The organism is Sphingomonas yabuuchiae (assembly GCF_014199595.1).
Classification (GTDB): domain Bacteria; phylum Pseudomonadota; class Alphaproteobacteria; order Sphingomonadales; family Sphingomonadaceae; genus Sphingomonas; species Sphingomonas yabuuchiae.
Window position 1 is genome coordinate 79,382 of record NZ_JACHNX010000003.1, and the last position, 17,992, is coordinate 97,373.

At 65.8% G+C, this 17,992-nt stretch carries 20 protein-coding genes; 12 read left to right on the forward strand and 8 right to left on the reverse strand.

The genetic code is table 11. From position 1 onward, the window contains the following. Window positions 1-5: 5 nt before the first annotated feature. The gene (locus tag GGQ89_RS05805) at window positions 6-278 is read left to right on the forward strand and encodes a UvrB/UvrC motif-containing protein (RefSeq protein ID WP_184104828.1); all 273 of its coding nucleotides are present in this window, start codon (window positions 6-8) and stop codon (window positions 276-278) included. Here the strand turns inward: GGQ89_RS05805 and GGQ89_RS05810 are convergent. Beyond that, complete coding sequence (locus GGQ89_RS05810) at window positions 269-652, reverse strand: VOC family protein (RefSeq protein ID WP_184104830.1); 384 nt, start codon at window positions 650-652, stop codon at window positions 269-271. The genes GGQ89_RS05805 and GGQ89_RS05810 overlap by 10 nt on opposite strands. A gap of 37 nt (window positions 653-689) precedes the next feature. Continuing rightward, window positions 690-1,403 (reverse strand): DUF4163 domain-containing protein, encoded by a 714-nt coding sequence (locus GGQ89_RS05815; protein ID WP_221238869.1) that lies wholly within the window; start codon window positions 1,401-1,403, stop codon window positions 690-692. A 106-nt stretch (window positions 1,404-1,509) separates the two neighbouring features. Between GGQ89_RS05815 and GGQ89_RS05820 the strand changes: the two genes are divergently transcribed. The 3 genes from GGQ89_RS05820 to GGQ89_RS05830 all read left to right on the forward strand — a co-directional run bounded on the left by GGQ89_RS05820 (window position 1,510) and on the right by GGQ89_RS05830 (window position 4,884). After that, on the forward strand, window positions 1,510-2,754 hold the full coding sequence (locus tag GGQ89_RS05820; protein ID WP_184104832.1) for a putative DNA modification/repair radical SAM protein: 1,245 nt from the start codon (window positions 1,510-1,512) through the stop codon (window positions 2,752-2,754). A gap of 80 nt (window positions 2,755-2,834) precedes the next feature. Continuing rightward, window positions 2,835-3,320, forward strand: coding sequence for a hemerythrin domain-containing protein (locus GGQ89_RS05825; protein ID WP_184104834.1), 486 nt, complete (start codon window positions 2,835-2,837; stop codon window positions 3,318-3,320). A 166-nt stretch (window positions 3,321-3,486) separates the two neighbouring features. Next, window positions 3,487-4,884, forward strand: a complete 1,398-nt coding sequence (locus GGQ89_RS05830) for a UdgX family uracil-DNA binding protein (protein ID WP_184104835.1) — start codon at window positions 3,487-3,489, stop codon at window positions 4,882-4,884. Between the two features lie 71 nt (window positions 4,885-4,955). Here GGQ89_RS05830 and GGQ89_RS05835 read toward each other — a convergent pair whose 3' ends face one another. From GGQ89_RS05835 to GGQ89_RS05845, 3 genes are all read right to left on the reverse strand, one after another. Further along, window positions 4,956-5,126, reverse strand: coding sequence for a metallothionein (locus GGQ89_RS05835; protein ID WP_056436918.1), 171 nt, complete (start codon window positions 5,124-5,126; stop codon window positions 4,956-4,958). Window positions 5,127-5,131: 5 nt separating this feature from the next. Further along, window positions 5,132-5,434, reverse strand: coding sequence for an ArsR/SmtB family transcription factor (locus GGQ89_RS05840; protein ID WP_076717409.1), 303 nt, complete (start codon window positions 5,432-5,434; stop codon window positions 5,132-5,134). 100 nt (window positions 5,435-5,534) lie between these two features. Next, window positions 5,535-6,332: an aldo/keto reductase gene (locus tag GGQ89_RS05845; protein ID WP_240456538.1), complete on the reverse strand. Its 798-nt coding sequence runs from the start codon at window positions 6,330-6,332 to the stop codon at window positions 5,535-5,537. Between the two features lie 75 nt (window positions 6,333-6,407). Between GGQ89_RS05845 and GGQ89_RS05850 the strand changes: the two genes are divergently transcribed. Beyond that, window positions 6,408-7,043, forward strand: coding sequence for a DedA family protein (locus tag GGQ89_RS05850; RefSeq protein WP_056436910.1), 636 nt, complete (start codon window positions 6,408-6,410; stop codon window positions 7,041-7,043). Here GGQ89_RS05850 and GGQ89_RS05855 read toward each other — a convergent pair. Then, entirely contained in the window at window positions 6,998-8,413 is a 1,416-nt protein-coding gene (locus GGQ89_RS05855; RefSeq protein WP_184104840.1) for a hypothetical protein, read from the reverse strand. The genes GGQ89_RS05850 and GGQ89_RS05855 overlap by 46 nt on opposite strands. A 125-nt stretch (window positions 8,414-8,538) precedes the next feature. Between GGQ89_RS05855 and GGQ89_RS05860 the strand changes: the two genes are divergently transcribed. The 6 genes from GGQ89_RS05860 to GGQ89_RS05885 all read left to right on the forward strand — a co-directional run bounded on the left by GGQ89_RS05860 (window position 8,539) and on the right by GGQ89_RS05885 (window position 15,248). Then, window positions 8,539-11,283: a [protein-PII] uridylyltransferase gene (locus tag GGQ89_RS05860; RefSeq protein ID WP_184105101.1), complete on the forward strand. Its 2,745-nt coding sequence runs from the start codon at window positions 8,539-8,541 to the stop codon at window positions 11,281-11,283. Between the two features lie 82 nt (window positions 11,284-11,365). Beyond that, complete coding sequence (locus tag GGQ89_RS05865) at window positions 11,366-12,628, forward strand: glutamate-5-semialdehyde dehydrogenase (RefSeq protein ID WP_184104842.1); 1,263 nt, start codon at window positions 11,366-11,368, stop codon at window positions 12,626-12,628. Then, window positions 12,625-13,224, forward strand: a complete 600-nt coding sequence (locus tag GGQ89_RS05870; protein WP_338112347.1) for a nicotinate-nucleotide adenylyltransferase — start codon at window positions 12,625-12,627, stop codon at window positions 13,222-13,224. Before GGQ89_RS05865 ends, GGQ89_RS05870 begins: the two co-directional genes overlap by 4 nt. Window positions 13,225-13,236: 12 nt before the next feature. After that, complete coding sequence (gene rsfS / locus GGQ89_RS05875) at window positions 13,237-13,641, forward strand: ribosome silencing factor (RefSeq protein ID WP_042483930.1); 405 nt, start codon at window positions 13,237-13,239, stop codon at window positions 13,639-13,641. Between the two features lie 19 nt (window positions 13,642-13,660). Continuing rightward, the gene (locus GGQ89_RS05880) at window positions 13,661-14,083 is read left to right on the forward strand and encodes a 23S rRNA (pseudouridine(1915)-N(3))-methyltransferase RlmH (protein ID WP_042483928.1); all 423 of its coding nucleotides are present in this window, start codon (window positions 13,661-13,663) and stop codon (window positions 14,081-14,083) included. A gap of 4 nt (window positions 14,084-14,087) precedes the next feature. Then, entirely contained in the window at window positions 14,088-15,248 is a 1,161-nt protein-coding gene (locus tag GGQ89_RS05885) for a peptidoglycan DD-metalloendopeptidase family protein (protein ID WP_184104846.1), read from the forward strand. Window positions 15,249-15,399: 151 nt separating this feature from the next. Here GGQ89_RS05885 and GGQ89_RS05890 read toward each other — a convergent pair whose 3' ends face one another. Together GGQ89_RS05890 and GGQ89_RS05895 are read right to left on the reverse strand one after the other, a co-directional pair. Continuing rightward, window positions 15,400-15,990, reverse strand: coding sequence for a DUF6680 family protein (locus GGQ89_RS05890; RefSeq protein WP_184104848.1), 591 nt, complete (start codon window positions 15,988-15,990; stop codon window positions 15,400-15,402). Continuing rightward, window positions 15,987-16,340 carry a hypothetical protein gene (locus GGQ89_RS05895; protein WP_184104850.1) on the reverse strand — a complete coding sequence of 118 codons (354 nt, stop codon included), beginning with the start codon at window positions 16,338-16,340 and terminating at the stop codon, window positions 15,987-15,989. The genes GGQ89_RS05890 and GGQ89_RS05895 overlap by 4 nt, the downstream gene beginning before the upstream one ends. A gap of 317 nt (window positions 16,341-16,657) precedes the next feature. On the opposite strand from GGQ89_RS05895, the gene GGQ89_RS05900 reads away from it, so the two are divergent. Continuing rightward, the gene (locus tag GGQ89_RS05900) at window positions 16,658-17,992 is read left to right on the forward strand and encodes a S41 family peptidase (RefSeq protein ID WP_380772814.1); all 1,335 of its coding nucleotides are present in this window, start codon (window positions 16,658-16,660) and stop codon (window positions 17,990-17,992) included.

Consider the following 17,992-nt stretch of genomic DNA (forward strand, 5'->3'; position numbering starts at 1 on the left):
CGGGCATGACCGCCCCGACCCTCGAAGAACTGCGCCGCCAGATGGAAGCGGCCGCCGAACGCCTCGACTTCGAGGAGGCACGAGCCCTGCGCGACCGGATCAACCTGTTGCGCGGCGGCGCGGAGGATGTCGCGGTCGATACCAGCGGCCTGACCCGCCAACAACCCGGTGCCATGGGCCTAGGCACCAGCCAGTCTCGCCCCGAACGCCCCGAAGGCTGGGTGCCGCCGAAAAAGCCCGATCCGATGACCAAGGGACGCGGGCGACGTCAGGGGTGACCCTTGATCCGCCATGGCGGGAAGCGCCGATTGCTTCCTGCCTGAAACAGGCAAAGCTGATTACCGGCAGGGTCGCGCAGCCGTGCCTCCCGCCAGAGCCAACGCTGGTCTTCCGGACCCGACTCCAACGTGCCGCCCTGTGCCGTGAATCGGGCGGCGGCAGCATCCACGTCATCGACCTCGAAATAGATGATCGGCCCATCGCCGGACACGTCGCTTTGCAGGTGGATGGAGAAGGTCGCATCCCCTTCCGGCATTTCGAACCGGGCATATTCGCCGCGCGACGAGACGATCAGGCGCAGACCCAGATCGCAGTAGAAGCGGACGCTGGCCTCGAAATCGGTCGCACCGACCGTCACCTGATTCAGCCGCACCCTTTCCCCCCTCCACCATTGCCTCTACCGGATCATATCACCCCCGCACCGCAAACGCCCCGCGATATTCCGGCTTCACCGTCCCCAGGATGGCCCGCGTCACCGGCAGCGTGACCTCATACGCCCCCTCGGCATAGGACCCCGCCACATAAGGGTCGGCGATTAGCCCGATCCGGTCGATCGCGCGGCCATTGGTCGACCCCAGCAGCATGGTCAGGTCCTTCAACGGCGGGCAGGCGTTCATCAACGATAGATCGCCTTGATTACGCTTCACCTGCTCAGCCTTGAGCCTCGCGCAATAGTCGGTGCGGATCGCAGTTTGCAGCGCGGGCAGCGACGTGAACACCGCCTTCGGGTCCAGCCGCCGCCCCACCGCCTTGTCCCAGACCAATTCATGGGAGGCGGGCGAGCCATGCGCGCCGCCGGTGAGACTATAGCTGTTGCCCGACAGGCTCAGGAAGCGCGGTGTGTCGGTCACGACCTTCCACGTCTTGTCGAAGGAATAGCGGTTATAAGGAAAGCCCGATTGTTTCGCGTCGCGACGACCGGCGGCCCCGTCGCGCGCCGCCTTCGCCTGGATGCGTGCGCGGTCGGCGTCGAACCATGCCTTCAGCCCACCGATCCGCGCCGCGGCCGCCGGATAGGCATAGCTGAATTCATAGTCGGCGGTCTTGGCCTCACGCGTCACGACCTGCGCCACGGCCGGGCTGGCGGCGCCGATCAAAGCCAGCGCGATCATCACCTTACGCATCATTTATCTCCCCTCGATGCCGCCAATATGGACCGGACGGGCTGTACGGTCGATGACTGGCGGCGTGGCGCTTGTCCCGCCGCATGGGCGAACATATATCGAACACATGGCGCAACTCGACACCCGTGAAAAGCTGGCGATCCTGGCCGATGCCGCGAAATATGACGCGTCCTGCGCGTCGTCGGGCACGTCGAAACGCAACAGCCGCGACGGCAAGGGGATCGGCTCGACCGAGGGCATGGGTATCTGCCACGCCTATGCGCCCGATGGCCGCTGTATCTCGCTCCTGAAAATTCTGCTGACCAACAGCTGCATCTTCGACTGCCATTATTGCATCAATCGCAAGTCCTCGAACGTCCGCCGCGCGCGTTTCACCGCGCAGGAGGTGGTGAACCTCACCCTCGCCTTTTACCGGCGCAATTATATCGAGGGGCTGTTCCTTTCCTCGGGCATCATCAAGTCGTCCAACTATACGATGGAGCAGATCGTCGAGGTCGCGCGGTCCCTGCGTGAGGATCATGGCTTTCGCGGCTATATCCATCTGAAGACGATCCCCGATGCCGATCCCGAGCTGGTGCGGCTGGCCGGGGTTCATGCCGACCGCGTGTCGATCAATGTCGAGCTGCCCACAGTGGGCGGTCTCCGCCGCCTCGCGCCCGAAAAGGATGCAGGCCGGATCGAAGGCGCGATGGCCAATGTGAAGACCGCGATCGAGGATCGCACCGATGCGGCGAAGAAGTACAAATCCGCCCCCGGCTTCGCCCCCGCAGGCCAGTCGACCCAGATGATCGTCGGCGCGGATGCCGCGACCGACCGCGACATCGTCGGTCGTGCCGCAACCCTGTATGACCGCTTCTCCTTACGTCGCGTCTATTATTCGGCGTTCAGCCCGATCCCTGACGCCTCCGCCGTGCTGCCGCTGCAACGCCCCCCGCTGATGCGCGAGCATCGGCTGTACCAGTCCGACTGGTTGATGCGCTTCTACGACTATCGCCCCAATGAAGTGGCGGCGGCCGCGGACGAGGCGACGGGGATGTTGCCGCTCGACATCGATCCCAAGCTCGCCTGGGCGTTGAAATTCCGCCAGAACTTCCCTGTCGACGTGAACCGTGCCCCGCGCGAGATGCTGCTGCGCGTGCCGGGACTGGGCGTGAAGGCGGTGGACCGGATCATCGCCACCCGCAAATGGCGCAAGCTGCGGCTGGAGGATGTCGGGCGGCTGACCGTCTCGATCGCCAAGCTGCGCCCCTTCCTGATCGCCGAGGACTGGCGCCCGGTGGCGCTGGCCGAGCGGGCGGACCTGAAACCGCTGGTCAAGCCTAGCGCCAAGCAGTTGGAACTGTTCGGCTGAGTACACCTGATTCCATGAGAGTGATTCGCGGGTGAAACGCGCGTCATGTTGCGCCGTTGGGCCATGCGAAGGAGACGATCATGGCCACCGCCGAAATCTATGCCGATCTGAAGCGCGATCACGACAAGCAGCGCGAGATGCTGAAGGAACTTGCCGAGCTCAAGGGCGACGGTGCCAAGCGCAAGAAGCTGTTCGAAGCGTTCCGCATCGAGATCCAGAGCCACGCCGCCGCCGAGGAAGAGTCGCTCTACGCCACCATGCTGGGCGAGCCCGAGCTGCGCGACGATGCACGCCATTCGGTGTCCGAGCATAAGGAGATCGACGATCTGCTGGGCGAGATGATGGACCTCGACTTCGCGTCGGACGAGTGGGAGTCGAAGTTCTTCCACATGCGCCATCGCTACGAGCATCATATCGACGAGGAAGAGGAAGAGATGTTCCCCGCCGCCGAGAAGGAACTCGACGACGCCACCGAGCAGAAGCTCGCCGAAATCTACGAAACCCGCAAACCCATCGAGGCGAAGGAAGCCAAGGCCAACCCGACCGGCGGAGACGAGCGGGATTGAGCTTGCCTATGCGCCAATTCCTCCCCTTGCATGGGAGGTGGCAGGCCGAAGGCCTGACGGAGGGGTGTAACCGGTCGCGAGCGAAGCTTGCCCGCCCAGCCGGGGACACCCCTCCACCAGCTTCGCTGGTCCCCCTCCCCTTGCAGGGGAGGAACGTCGCGAACCCATGCGCATCATAACCATGCCCGCCCCTGACGACTTCGACGCCTGGCGCGACGCCGCGCGGGGGTTGATCGCCGACAGCGTGCCGCCCGATCAGGTCGTGTGGCAGGTCGGCGAGCAGCCCGCCGATCTGTTCGGCGCGGTCGCCGAGGCCAATCCGGCCACCACCGCCCCCCGCTTCAACGTATCGCGTGGCTTTATCGACCTTGCGTGCAGCGTCATCCTGTCCAACGACCCGGAGCGTTTCGCTCTGCTCCACACCGCCCTCGACCGGTTGCGCCGCCAACCCCGGCTGATCGAGGATCAGGCCGATCCGCTGATCCGCCGCCTCGACCGACTGGCCAAGGCGGTGCGGCGCGACATCCACAAGATGCGCGCCTTTCTGCGCTTTCGCGAGACGGAGGATGACGATGGCCCGCGCTATGTCGCCTGGTTCGAGCCCGAGCATCATATCGTGCGTGCCAATGCGGCGTTCTTCGTCAACCGTTTCACCACGATGCGCTGGTCGATCCTGACGCCCGAGGTGTCGCTCCACTGGGACGGCAAGACGCTCACCGAAGGTCCCGGCGCGAGCAGGGCGGACGCACCCGAGGGCGATCCCACCGAGGCGGTGTGGAAGACCTATTATGCCAGCATCTTCAATCCCGCCCGCGTGAAGATCGGCGCGATGCTGAAGGAGATGCCGCGCAAATACTGGAAAAACATGCCGGAAACCGCGTTGGTCTCAGAATTGATCGCGGGCGCGCAGGCGCGGGAGACGGGTATGATCGCAACGGCCAAGACGGATGTGCGGACCGGGCGCGGCGGCAATGCGCAGGCGGCCTGGGCGGCGCTCAGGGACGAGGCGATGACCTGCACCCGCTGCCCGCTCCATGCGCCCGCGACCCAGACGGTGTTCGGCGAGGGTCCGGTCGATGCCGCGCTGATGTTCGTTGGCGAACAGCCCGGCGACCAGGAGGATCTGGCGGGCCACCCCTTTGTCGGCCCGGCCGGACAGGTGTTCGACCGCGCGGTGGCGGAGGCCGGGATCGACCGGGCGACGGCCTATGTCACCAACGCGGTCAAGCATTTCAAATTCGAGCCGCGCGGCAAGCGCCGTATCCACAGCTCACCCAATGCCGGCGAAATCCAGGCCTGCCGCTGGTGGGTCGAACAGGAACGCCTGTTGATCCAGCCGAAGGTGACGGTGGCCTTGGGCGCGACGGCGGCGCGATCGCTGTTCGGCAAGGTCATGACGATAGGCCGCGAGCGCGGCAAGGCTCTGACGTTGCCCGATGGCGGCACGGCCTTCATCACGGTGCATCCGAGCTATCTGCTCCGCCTGCCCGATCCGGCGGCGAAGGAGGTCGAATATGCGCGGTTCGTGGAGGATTTGAAGCTGGCGGCGGCGGCGCTATTGTGACGCGGCGGCCAGCGCTTCATTGTTGATCATCAGGGGGCCGGGCGCGATCAGCACCCGGCCCTCGAAGACGATCAGCCGTGGCAGGTGCAACCGGCATGGTCGCAACCCGTGCCGCCCTCATGATGCTGGGCACAGGCGTCGCTGCAGAAGCTGCGACCTTCGGCTTCGATGGCATTGTTGACGCTGACGATGCAGACGCAATCGGCGCAGGCGCACTTCACTTGATCGACGGTGACGGCCATTCGACTTACTCCTCGTCTAGGGAATCGGGTTCGAGCACATGGTCCATCATGTTGGTCAGCATGGTGCGGATGTGACAGTCGGGCAGTTCGTAAAGGACGTTGCGCCCCTGCCGACTCTGCTTGAGCAAGCGCCCGGCGCGCAACAGCCGCAGGTGTTGCGAAACCAGGCTCTGGCTCACGCCGACCTCTTGCGTCAGCTCGCTGACGGTGCGCGGCCCATCCAGACACGCGACCACCAACCGCAGCCGATTGGGCTCGCCCAAAAGGCGAAACACATCGGCCAGTAACGCGCCCTCATCCGGTGTCATGCATATACCAACATATGAACACATTCTAATATGTTCATACCGATCTTGATGTCAATCAGGATTCGCGGGTTTGCGTGCCGCCCAGGCGTGGTGTGACCCGTTACATCACTCTCGGATCCGGGCCGATCCGCCCGTCCGCATCGTCCAGCGCATCGATCGCCGCCATATCCTCTTCGTCCAGCGAGAGCTCGGTCGCCGCGAAATTATCCGCCATATGTGCCGCATCGGCCGCCTTGGGGATTACCGACAGCCCGTGCGCCAGATGCCAGGCCAGCACGACCTGTGCGGTCGATCGGCCATGTTTCTCCGCGATGGCCGCGATCTCGGGCGTTTTCAGCAGTTCACCGCCCTGCCCGAGCGGGCTCCAGCTCTGGGTCACGATACCTTTGGCTTCGTGATAGGCCCGCGCCTCGCGCTGCTGGAAGCGGGGGTGGAGTTCGATCTGGTTGACGACGGGCACCACGCCGGTCGCGTCGATGATCCGGTCGAGATGCTCGGGCAGGAAGTTCGACACGCCGATCGACATCGCCTTGCCCGCCTCGCGAAGCGCGATCAGGCTTTGCCACGCCTCGACATAAGCGTCCTCGGCAGGCACCGGCCAGTGGATCAGATACAGGTCGACCGCCTCGACACCCAGCAACGCCAGACTCTCGTCCAGAGCGGCTTCGGCATCGCGGTGACGGTCGTTCCACAGCTTGGTGGTCAGGAAGGCGTCCGCGTCGCGAAATCCGTCGCCCACGCCGCGCTCATTGCCGTATATGGCGGCGGTGTCGATCAGGCCGTATCCGGTGTCGAGGCCACGCCGCACCACCAGCGCCGCCTGCGAATCCGGGATCTGATAGGTGCCCAGCCCCAGCTGGGGCATGGGGCGGCCGTCGTTCAGGGTCAGTGTCTTCATGCCGTCCCAAACCGGCCGCCCCCTCATGCGGTTCCGATTGACCCCCGCCCCCCGATCGCGCAAGTCGCTGCCCCCATGGTCGAGCATATTCTTTCCGCGCTGGCGAGCTTCGCCATCTGGGTCATTTCCACCGGTGGCTATCTGGGCATCATGCTGCTGATGGCGATCGAGAGCGCGTGCATTCCGCTGCCCTCCGAGATCATCATGCCGTTCGCGGGCTATCTGGTGTCGACCGGGCAGTTCAACCTGTACCTCGCCGCGACGGCGGGCGCGCTGGGCTGCAATCTGGGCTCCATCGTCGCCTATGAGATCGGCAAGCGCGGCGGACGGCCGGTCGCCGAGCGCTGGGGCAAATACCTCCTGATCGGGCCGGGCGAGCTGGACGCCGCCGACCGCTTCTTCGCGCGCTATGGTTCGATTGCGGTGCTCATCGGGCGTCTGCTGCCGGTGATCCGCACCTTCATCGCCTTTCCGGCGGGTGTGGCGCGGATGAAGCTCGTCCCCTTCCACCTCTACACCTTTCTGGGCAGCTGGCCCTTCTGCCTGGTGCTGGCCATCGTCGGGCGCGAGTTGGGCGAGAAGTGGGATTCGGACCCGCGCGTCAAGGCGTTCTTCCACCGCGCCGACCTGGCGATCGGGATCGTGCTGGTCGTGCTGATCGGCCTTTACATCTGGCACCGGGTACGCGGGCTGAAGCGCGCGCAGGACTGAACCAGCCACAAAGCGAGCGGGATCGCCACCGCCGCCCAAAGGTACAGGCCGTGCCAGCTCGTCCATCCCCACCATTCGGAGGGGATGGTGCGCAGGTCGCCGAACAGGAAGCGCTGCTGCATCACCGCCTGCCACCAGGCCCAGCGGAAGGTCGGCGGCGCAAAGATCTCGGCCGAAGCGATGGTCAGGTTGATCGCCATCGATCCCGTCAGCACCAGCGCGAGCAAGCCGCGCATCCAGAGCCGCCGCGCCATCGTCCAGAGCGGCGCCAGCCCCAGCGCCATCACGCCCGCCAGCGGCATGGCATGACGCGGGCCGGTGGCGTTGCCGCCATCCCAATAGACATAGGCCGCATTGACCAGCAGCGCGACCAGCGCCACCCCGGCGGCGGTCAGCGCCAGCCCGCGCGTCGCCCGTTCCTCACTCAGCCGCCACAGCCCGATCGGGGCCAGCACCAGCACCGGCGCGACCCAGACGATCCCGCGCGTCGGGCCGGTCAGGATTTCGCGAAGCACCGCGATCCGGGGAAAGGTCAGCCCGTACAACCCCTGGTTCATCCCCTCGAACCCGACCACGCCCGAATAGCCGATGCGGAACGGCGTCCCGAAGGCGAACATATTATAGGCGAACAGCGGCAGCAGCCCGACCACGCCCGCCGCCAGCAACGGTAGCAGCGGCTTCGGGTTCGCCCGGTGCCGCCATAGCGCCCAGAGCCCGATGACCGAGCCGGCCAGGACCGCCTGATACTCGACCACCACCGCCCAGCCGAGCGCCAGCCCCGCCACCGCCAGCCAGCGTCCACCGCCCCGCGCCACCCCGGCCAGCGCGATGACGAACAGCGCCGCCACGCTCGCATGGCCGAGCAAGGTCGTGGAATAGCCCCAGATCGGCGTCCCCAGCGCATAGCCGAGCGCGGCGAACAGCCCCGCCCCTGCACGGCCGCTCAGGCCCAGCGCCAGATCGAACAGCAGAACGGCCGCGATCGCGGTCAGCAGCGCAGATCCCGTGGCGGCGGCGACGCGGGTGCGCAGCTTCAGATAGTCGACGAAACCTGCATGGGCCGTGGACAGGACATGGCGCTCGGCCCGGTCACCGGTGACCAGATCGGTCAGCGCCACGGCAGGCAGCGCCATCAGCGTCATGCCCGGCGCCTTGTCGAGATAGGCATGCGCCCCGAACTGCGCCTTGTCGATGGTCAGCGGCGCGAAGGGGTCGATGGTCGCGGTGCCGTTCTCGACCATGCGGATCGCGGCGAACAGGCGGGTCGCGTTGTTGGGATTCAATTCCCATGATCCGAACCAGGCGCAGGAGAACCAGACCAACAGGAACAGCCCTGCCCGAATCCCGCCCAAGCCCTGCCACCGCGTCATCGGATCATCCCCCGGTTCACGGGCTCTGGCGCTACCCGCCCCGCCGATCGCGGACAAGCGCGGCTTGGCGAGGATTGAATCGGCCCCCTCTCCTTTTGTTCATCACCAGCCCCTATGAAGGCCTGATGCACAGCCGTTTCGAATCCCTGCCCAACCGCCGCGCCATCGTCGACCGCCGGGCGCTCGCCGAACAGGTCGCCGCCCTGGGCATCACGGGGCCGGAAGGCCGCACGCTCGTCACCCCCGTCCTGCGCGCCGCGCTCGATGCCGGGCGGCAGGAAGTGGCGCGACGGCTGTCGCTCCATCCCTCGCGCGGGTTGGAGGCGGCGGCGGCGCAGGCCTATCTGACCGATCAGGTGCTGAAGGTGCTGTTCGAGTTCACCACCGACACGCTCTACCCCTTGAGCAACCCCACGGCGGGCGAGCGGCTGACCCTGATCGCGGTCGGCGGCTATGGGCGGGGCGAGATGGCGCCCTATTCGGACGTCGATATCGGCTTCCTCACCCCCTTCAAGCAGACCCCGCATGCCGAACAGGTCATCGAATCGATGCTCTATTCGATCTGGGACCTGGGGCTGAAAGTCGGCCATTCCAGCCGCTCGATCGACGAGATGATCCGCCAGGCGAAGGGCGATGTCACCGTCCGCACCGCCCTGCTGGAGGGGCGTTTCCTGTGCGGCGACCAAGCGCTGTATGACGAGGCATCGCGCCGCTTCAAGGCCGAGATCCAGACCGATTCGCACCGTCAGTTCATCGCCGACAAGCTGGCCGAGCGGGACCTGCGCCACCGCAAGATGGGCGATACCCGCTATGTCGTCGAACCGAACGTCAAGGAGGGCAAGGGCGGCCTGCGCGACCTGCATGCGCTCTTCTGGATCGGCAAGTACGTCTATGACGTCGACCGTGCGGCCGACCTGATCGACCGGGGCCTGTTCACCCGCGAGGAGTATCGGCAATTCCACCGCGCCGACAATTTCCTGTGGGCGGTGCGCTGTCACCTCCACACCATTACCGGCCGTGCCGAGGACCGGCTGACCTTCGACGTGCAGCGCCAGATCGCCGAGCGGATGCGCTTCTCCGACCGGCCCGGCAAGGCCAAGGTCGAGCGGTTCATGCAGCTCTATTTCCTGCAGGTGAAGACGGTCGGCGCGCTGACCGGTGCGTTCCTGGCGCATCTGGACGAGCGGTTCGCGGCGCGCGGCCATCGTTTCGGCCTGCCCACCATCCGCAGGCGCCCGCGCCGGTTGAACGGCTTCGTGCTCGATCGCGGGCGGCTTGCCCTGCCGCGCGACAGCTTCTTTCAGGAAGACCCGGTCCGGCTGATCGAGATCTTCCAGCTTGCCGACCGTTACGAGCTGGAGGTCCATCCGCTGGCGGTGCGTGCGGCGTCGCGCGATGCCAAGCTGGCCGACGATATCCGTAACGATCCGCGCGCCAACGCCCTGTTCCTCGACGTGCTGACCAGCCGCCACGACCCCGAACTGGTGCTGCGCTGGATGAACGAGGCGGGTGTCTTCGGCCGCTTCATGCCCGATTTCGGGCGTGTCGTGGCGCAGATGCAGTTCGACATGTACCACCATTATACGGTCGACGAGCACACCATCCGCGCGCTGGGCCTGCTGGCGAAGATCGAACGGCAGGAACTGGTCGAGGAACATCCCGTCGCCTCGGCGATCATCGACCAGATCGTGTCGCGGCGCGTCCTCTATGTCGCGGTCCTCCTCCACGACATCGCCAAGGGGCGTGGCGGCGACCATTCGATCCTGGGCGCGGAAGTGGCCGAGCGGCTTTGCCCGCGCCTGGGCCTGAGCGAGGCCGAAACCGAAACGGTGGCGTGGCTGGTCCGCTGGCACCTGCTGATGTCCGCCACGGCGTTCAAGCGCGACCTGTCGGACTTCAAGACGATCCTCGACTTTTGCGAGACGGTCCAGAGCCCCGAACGGCTTCGCCTGCTCCTCCTGCTGACCATCGTAGACATTCGCGCGGTCGGGCCGGGGACATGGAACGGCTGGAAGCGCCAGCTGCTCGCCGACCTGTACGACGCCGCCGAGGAGGTGCTGCGCCTGGGTCACAAGCAGCGTGGCCGGACCGAGCGGATCGCCGCGAAGCAGGCGCGGCTGGCGGAGATACTGGGCTGGCCGGAGGCGCAGTTCGCCGCGCTGGTCCGCCGCCTGCCCGAGGCCTATTGGATCGCCGAGCCCGAGGATGTTCTGGCCCATAATGCCCGCCAGATGGCGGCGGCGGGCGATGCGCAGCTGTCGATCGATGCACAGGTCTATGGCGAGCGCGGCGCGACCTTGGTGTCCATCTATGCCGCCGACCATCCGGGCCTGTTCTACCGTATCGCGGGCGCGATCCATGTCGCGGGCGGCAACATCATCGATGCGCGCATCCACACCACGCGCGACGGCATGGCGATCGACAATTTCCTGGTGCAGGACCCGCTGGGTCGCCCGTTCGACGATCCCGGCCAGCTGTCCCGCCTGCGCCGCGCGATCGAGGATGCGCTGGCCAATCGCAGCAAGCTGGCCGACCGGCTGGTCGCCAAGCCCAATGCCCGGCCGCGCGCCGATGCCTTCCACATCGCGCCCAACGTCCTGATCGACAACCGCGCCTCGAACCGCTTCACGGTGGTCGAAGTCCATGCCCGCGACCGCCCCGCGCTGCTGAATCAGCTGGCCCATGCGCTGTTCCAGTCGAAGGTGACGATCCACTCCGCCCATGTCGCGACCTATGGCGAACGCGCGGTCGACGTCTTCTACCTGACCGACCTGACCGGGGATCAGATCACCAATAGCAGCCGGTTGAAGACGCTGGAGAAAAGGCTGCTCGGCGCGGCGGCGGGCGAAGCGCTGGAGATCGCGGCGTAAACGGCCTTGCGATCACGGCGCCTTGCAGGGGAGCAAGATTCCCATGCTTGGGTGTGTCGTCCCGGCATGATACCGCCCCCGCATGGCCGACCTGAACGACATTCCCGCCCTGATCGCCGATATGGGCCAACGCGCCCGCAGCGCCGCCGTCACGCTGGCGCAGATGCCGACCGAGGCGAAGGCCGATGCCCTGCGCGCCGCCGCCGCCGCGATCCGCGAGGCAACTCCGGCGGTGCTCGAGGCCAATGCGCGCGACGTGGCGGCGGGCGCGGCGAACGGGCTGTCCTCTGCCATGCTCGACCGGCTGACGCTGGACGAGGCGCGGATCGCGGGCATCGTCGCGGGCGTGGAGGCGGTGGCCGCTCTTCCCGATCCCGTGGGCGAGCGGATCGACGAGCGCATCCGGCCCAACGGCCTGAACCTGTCGCGCGTCCGCGTGCCGGTGGGGGTGATCGGCATCGTTTATGAAAGCCGCCCCAACGTCACGGTCGACGCCGCGGCCCTCTGCGCCATGGCGGGCAATGCCGCGATCCTGCGCGGCGGGTCGGAAGCGGTGCACAGCAACCGCGCGCTGCACGCCGCTTTCGTCCGGGGCTGGACGGCGGCGGGGGGAACTGCGGATGCGGTGCAGCTGGTGCCGACCACCGACCGCGCCGCCGTGGGCGCGATGCTGGCCGCCGACGGCCTGATCGACCTGCTGATCCCGCGCGGCGGCAAGAGCCTGGTCGCGCGGGTCCAGGCCGAGGCGAAGGTGCCCGTGCTCGCGCATCTCGACGGGATCAACCATGTCTATGTCGACGGCTCGGCCGATCATGCGATGGCGACGCGGATCGTGCGCGACGCCAAGATGCGCCGCACCGGCATTTGCGGGGCGATGGAGACGCTGCTGATCGACCGCGCCTATTGCCACCCCGCCGAGCTGGTCGCCGCGCTGGTCGACGCAGGCTGCACGGTGCGCGGGGATGCCGACATCCGCGAGATCGTGCCCGGACTGGACGTCGCCACGGCCGAGGACTGGGATACCGAATATCTCGACGCCATCGCCAGCGTCGCGCTGGTCGACGGCCTGGAGGGAGCGATGGCCCATATCGCCGCGCATGGATCGCACCATACCGATGCGATCGTCGCCGAGGACACGGCTGTTGCCGAGCGCTTCCTGGCCCAGGTCGACAGCGCCATCGTACTGTGGAACGCATCGACCCAGTTCGCGGACGGCGGCGAGTTCGGACTGGGCGCGGAGATCGGCATCGCCACCGGGCGGCTGCACGCGCGCGGCCCCGTCGCGCTGGAGGGGCTGACCACCTACAAGTGGATCGGGCGCGGTACGGGGCAGATCAGAGGGTGAGGATCGGTCTGCTCGGCGGGTCGTTCAATCCCGCCCATAAGGGGCATCGCCGCATCACACTGGACGCGATGCGCGCGCTGGACCTCGACGAAGTGTGGTGGCTGGTATCGCCGGGCAATCCGCTCAAGGACGGTGCCAGCGACATGGCCCCCTTCGCCGCGCGGTTCGCCTCGGCCCGGAAAATGGCGCGCCGCGCGCCGATCCGGGCCAGCGCGATCGAACAGGAACTGCACACCCGCTACACGCTCGACACGGTGCGGAAAGTCCAGCGCCGCTACCCCGGCCACACGTTCATCTGGCTGATGGGCGAGGACAATCTGGAGCAATTTCATCGCTGGCGCGGATGGCGTGATATTGCCCGCGCGATCCCGATTGCGGTTATCGGCCGTCCGGGGTACAATGCCGCCGCCCACGCGACACCCGCGCTGGGCTGGTTCAGGCGTTTCCAGAGGCGTCCGGGCCAGGCGAAGAACTGGACGATGTGGAGTTTGCCGGCCTTCGTGCTGTTGCGCTTCCGCCCCGACCCGACTTCCGCCACGGGCCTTCGGGCCCGCGATCCGGACTGGTTTCGGCATATGGGCCGGAACGTCCCCTGAACAGGAGCTCACTTGGCCACTTCCCCGCAATCGCCGCGTCCGTCCGATCCCGCCGAGGTGGAGGCGCTGCATCGCCTGATCCTCGCGTCGCTGGATGACGACCAGGCGGTGGAGACGATCTCGATCCCGCTCGCGGGCAAATCGTCGATTGCCGATTTCATGGTGATCGCCAGCGGTCGCTCGACCCGGCAGGTCGCCTCGATGGCGATGAAACTCGCCGAGAAGATCAAGGCCGAGTTCGGCCGTTCGGTCCGGATCGAGGGTCTGCCGACCGCCGACTGGGTGCTGATCGACGCGAACGACGTCATCGTGCACCTGTTCCGGCCCGAGGTCCGCAGCTTCTACAATCTGGAGCGTATGTGGGCGTTCGGCGATGCGCCGACTCCCCCGGCCAGCCCGGCCGACCGTAACCCCTGATTCACGCCAAGGCCCGCCCGTGCTGCTGCATATCGTCGCGCGCGGGCGGATCGGCCGTTCGCCCGAGGCCGAGCTGGTCGACCGCTATATCAAGCGGATCGGCTGGCCGACCAAGGTGACCGAACTCCCCGACACCGGCGGCAAGGTCCCGCCGCTGGAGGGACAGGCGCGTCTGGTCCTGATGGACGAGAAGGGCGAGAATCTGTCCTCGATGGATTTCGCGCGTCGGCTGGAGCGCTGGCGCGACGATGGCGTGCGCGAGTGCCGTTTCATGATCGGCGCGGCGGACGGGTTCGAGGATGCCGACCGCGCGCGCGCCGACCTGCTCATCTCCTATGGCCGGGCGACCTGGCCGCACATGATGGCACGCGCGATGCTGGCCGAACAGCTGTTCCGTGCGACCAGCATCCTCGCCAACCACCCCTATCACCGCGAAGGCTGAACGCGTGAGGCGGCGGCATGGCGTGCTGGCGCTGGCGGCCCTGGCGCTGCTCGGCGCGACCGACATCGCCGCAGACCAGCGACGGCTGGCCGATGCCCGCGCGGGTGCGGCGGCAGCGCAGGCGCGAGCCCAGGCGCTGGAGCGACAGGCCGGAGCCGAGCGTAACGCCGCCGCCATCGCCCAAGCCAAGGAACGCGCCATGGCCGCCCGCGTCGCAGCGGCGGAGGCCGAGGTGACGGCGGCCCGTGCCCGCGTCGATCTGGTCGCCGGGCTGCTGGAGCAGCAACAGGCGAAACTGGCCAAGGCGCAGGCCCCGCTCGCGCATCTGCTGGCCGCGATGCAGAGCATGGCCGCGCGTCCCCCGGTCGCGGCGGTGGCGCAGCCCGGCTCGGTCGCCGATCTGGCGCATGTCCGCGCGGTCTTCGCCACCGTCGCCCCCGTCATCGCGGCGCGTTCCGCCACCGTCCGCGCCGAACTGGCCGCCACCCGCCGGGTCCGCGCGCAAGTGACGGTGGCAGCGCGGGCGCTGACGGAGACCACCGCCAAGCTAGAATCCGAACGCCAGGCGCTGGCCCGCCTGGAGGCACGCCATCGCGGCCGCGCCGAGGCGCTGGGCCAGGTCGCCATCGACGAATCCAACCGCGCACTGGCGCTGGGCGAGGCGGCGCGCGACATCGTCGACCGCATGGCCGAACGCGGCGAGGCGCAGGCCACGGCGGGCGAGCTGCTCGCCCTGCCCGGCCCCGTCCCGCGTCCGCTCGGGGCAGGCGTCATGGGCCCGGTGATCCCCTCGGACACCTATCGCCTGCCGGTGAAAGGACGGGTCACCGGCGGCTTCGGTGAAATTTCCGATTCGGGCGTGCGGGCGCGCGGCATCACTTTGTCGACCGTCCCTTATGCGCCGATCCTCGCCCCCGCAGGCGGCGAGGTCCGCTATGCGGGCGCGTTCCGGGGCTATGGCGGGATCGTCATCCTGAATCACGGCACCGGCTGGACGAGCCTGGTGACCGGCCTGGGCGGCATCTCGGTCAAACCCGGCGACCATGTCGCAGCGGGGGCCGTCCTCGGCCGCGCGGGACGAGGACGAGGCGGCGTCGAGCCGCGCGTGACGGTCGAATTGCGCCGCGACGGGCGCCCGATGGATATTGCCGCGATTTTGGGGTGACGCGCACTACCAATGCAAATATTTAAAATTATGAAATTCTAAGATGAATGCGAAAACCGATTTGAATAAATTCGCAAAAATAACTATCTTTTGCAGAGTAAAATGTTTATTCCGACACTCTTAGTTAGTTTTATAATTTCTCTGGCTATCATTATTCTTGGCCAGCATCCGTTTCATTGGGCTTCGGTGGCCAAAGCGAGGCGGCATCAGTAGCTGCGTTTTGTTCCGGCGCTGCTTGGCCCATCAACCGTTTTAGAGTTGCAGCCCGCTCCAACGATCGCATCTCGCGATCCTGGGCCAACGCCGTCGGGAAATAGGTTCTGCCAAAATCATCAATTCGTAGCGTATCCGATATTCCTAGATCTTGGGCCATCTCTCGCAACAAACGGCGCATTCTCTCATCAACCACGTGGGCTTGCCAAGGTGAAGTATTTAAAGATTGGTAGAGCTCGGCCCACGATTCTCGAACGCCTTCGGATTTGTTAAATGCGACATCGATTGAGTTAAGGGCTCTTACGGTATCTTCAGAGGCCAGTTCGGCTCGTCCTTGCATTATAGTGGCGAATACGTTCAGCTTAAACCTTCGGGCTTCTAATTCGCTATCTCCTTGTCGGCGCAATCGTTCAGCAATCTGAGCGGCCGAAATCGGTGCTCGCCATGTTGCTATTGCCGCAGCAATTGCCGCTACTGCACTCAAAAATGCTGCAACGACGGCAGGACTGCTCCACGTATCGACGTTCATTGTGAGTCACCCCACTCGCGCAACTTCTTCATTCGCAAGTTTACCGGACCAAGCGGAGTTTCAATTTTAAGGAAATCGAAGGCAAAAACATCTGCGGCAAAAGCTAATGGCACGTGATATGTCATTCCACTGGGGCCTGCAGTTGCTCCCTGAATGACGACGCCACCTGCCGGGATTTTCACTTTCAAATCGCCTTTGAGCGATCCATCCTGAAGGGTGGTATATGTACCATCAAACTCAACTCCTAGGGGATCGGACCCTACAATAACGCCATTTGCGAAAACGAACATCGCAAAGCCTTGGCCATTGAGCCCACTCATATAACCCGCATAAAATCCATCCCAAGTCATGTGGCTTGCCTTCACTCTGGATGCTGTCAACCTATGCCAGTTTATTCATGTCAGGTTGATGTTGATATTTGCAATCGTCAAGGCGGATGATTGTTGAACATGTGAAAATGACGAATGCTGATTCGTGAGCGCGCCCCACTGATGCGTCCATTCGACAAGGGAGGTGGCCCTAAATCGCGTGATTAGGAACTCTTTCGTTCGCGCCGGAACCCCCGCTCACCCTCCGTTCAGCACGGTTGCGCTTTGATTGCTTGCCGCTTCCCGCTACACAGGCGGTCTGCTTACCTGGTCCAGGACCCTCGATGCCCCGTCCGCTTGTGAAACGTCCGCTTCTGACTGCTACTGCCATCGTCGGCGCGCTGGCCATGGTGCCGATCACGACCTCCGCGATGGCGGCGGTGGACAGTTCGACCGTCCGCCAGTTCGACCGGTTCCTCGACGTCTACAACCGGATCAAGGCTGATTATGTCGACAAGGTCGACGACGACACGCTGATCAAGGGCGCGATCCAGGGGATGCTGGCGGCGCTCGATCCGCATAGCAGCTATGTCGACGCGCTCGACTTCGACAATCTGAAAATCCAGACCGAGGGCAATTATGGCGGGCTGGGCCTGACCGTCTCGATGGAGGACGGCGCGATCAAGGTCATCGCGCCGCAGGAGGATACCCCGGCGGGTCGCGCGGGCGTGAAGTCGGGCGATTACATCACCCATATCGACGGCAAGCTGATCTATGGCCAGTCGCTGGACGAGGCGATCGGCCAGATGCGGGGCAAGCCCGGCACCAAGATCAAGCTGACCATCGTGCGCCCCGGCCGCGACAAGCCGATCGAGCTGACCCTGACCCGCGAGGTCATCGTCCAGCGTCCGGTAAAGTGGGAGGTGAAGGGCGATGTCGGCTATATCAACATCAACACCTTCTCCGAAAACACCGGCGCCGACACGCGCGCGGCGATCATGGCGATCGACAAGGCGCTGGGGCATCGGCCGCTGGGCTATGTCGTCGATCTGCGCGACAATGGCGGCGGCCTGCTGACCCAGGCGATCGCGGTCAGCGACGCGTTCCTCGACCATGGCGAAATCGTGTCGCAGCGTGGCCGCGAGAAGTCGGACATCGAACGCTATTACGCCAAGCCCGGCGACGACGCCCATGGCCTGCCGGTGATCGTGCTGACCAACTCCGGCACCGCCTCGGCCTCCGAGATCGTCGCGGGCGCGCTGCAGGATCATCACCGCGCGCTGGTGATGGGTGAGCGCAGCTTCGGCAAGGGATCGGTCCAGACGCTGCTGCCGCTCGGCCCCGAGACGGCGCTGCGCCTGACGACCGCGCGCTACTACACCCCCTCGGGCCGCTCGGTGCAGGAGGGCGGGATCGAGCCCGACATCAAGGTGCCGCAGATTTCCGACCCCGATTACAAGACACGCCCCGTCTTCCGCGAGGCCGATCTGCGCCGCCACCTGATCAACGAGGTGAAGGCGGATAATTCGATCCTGGAAGAGGATACCAAGGCCGATCCGCGCTTCGCCGCCACGTCCGAGGCGCTGAAGAAGCAGGGGATCGAGGACTTCCAGCTTTATTATGCGCTGAAGACCGTCGCGCGTCTGGGCGGCCCGACCCAGGTCGCCGCCGCCACCAAGCCGCCGGTGAAATGA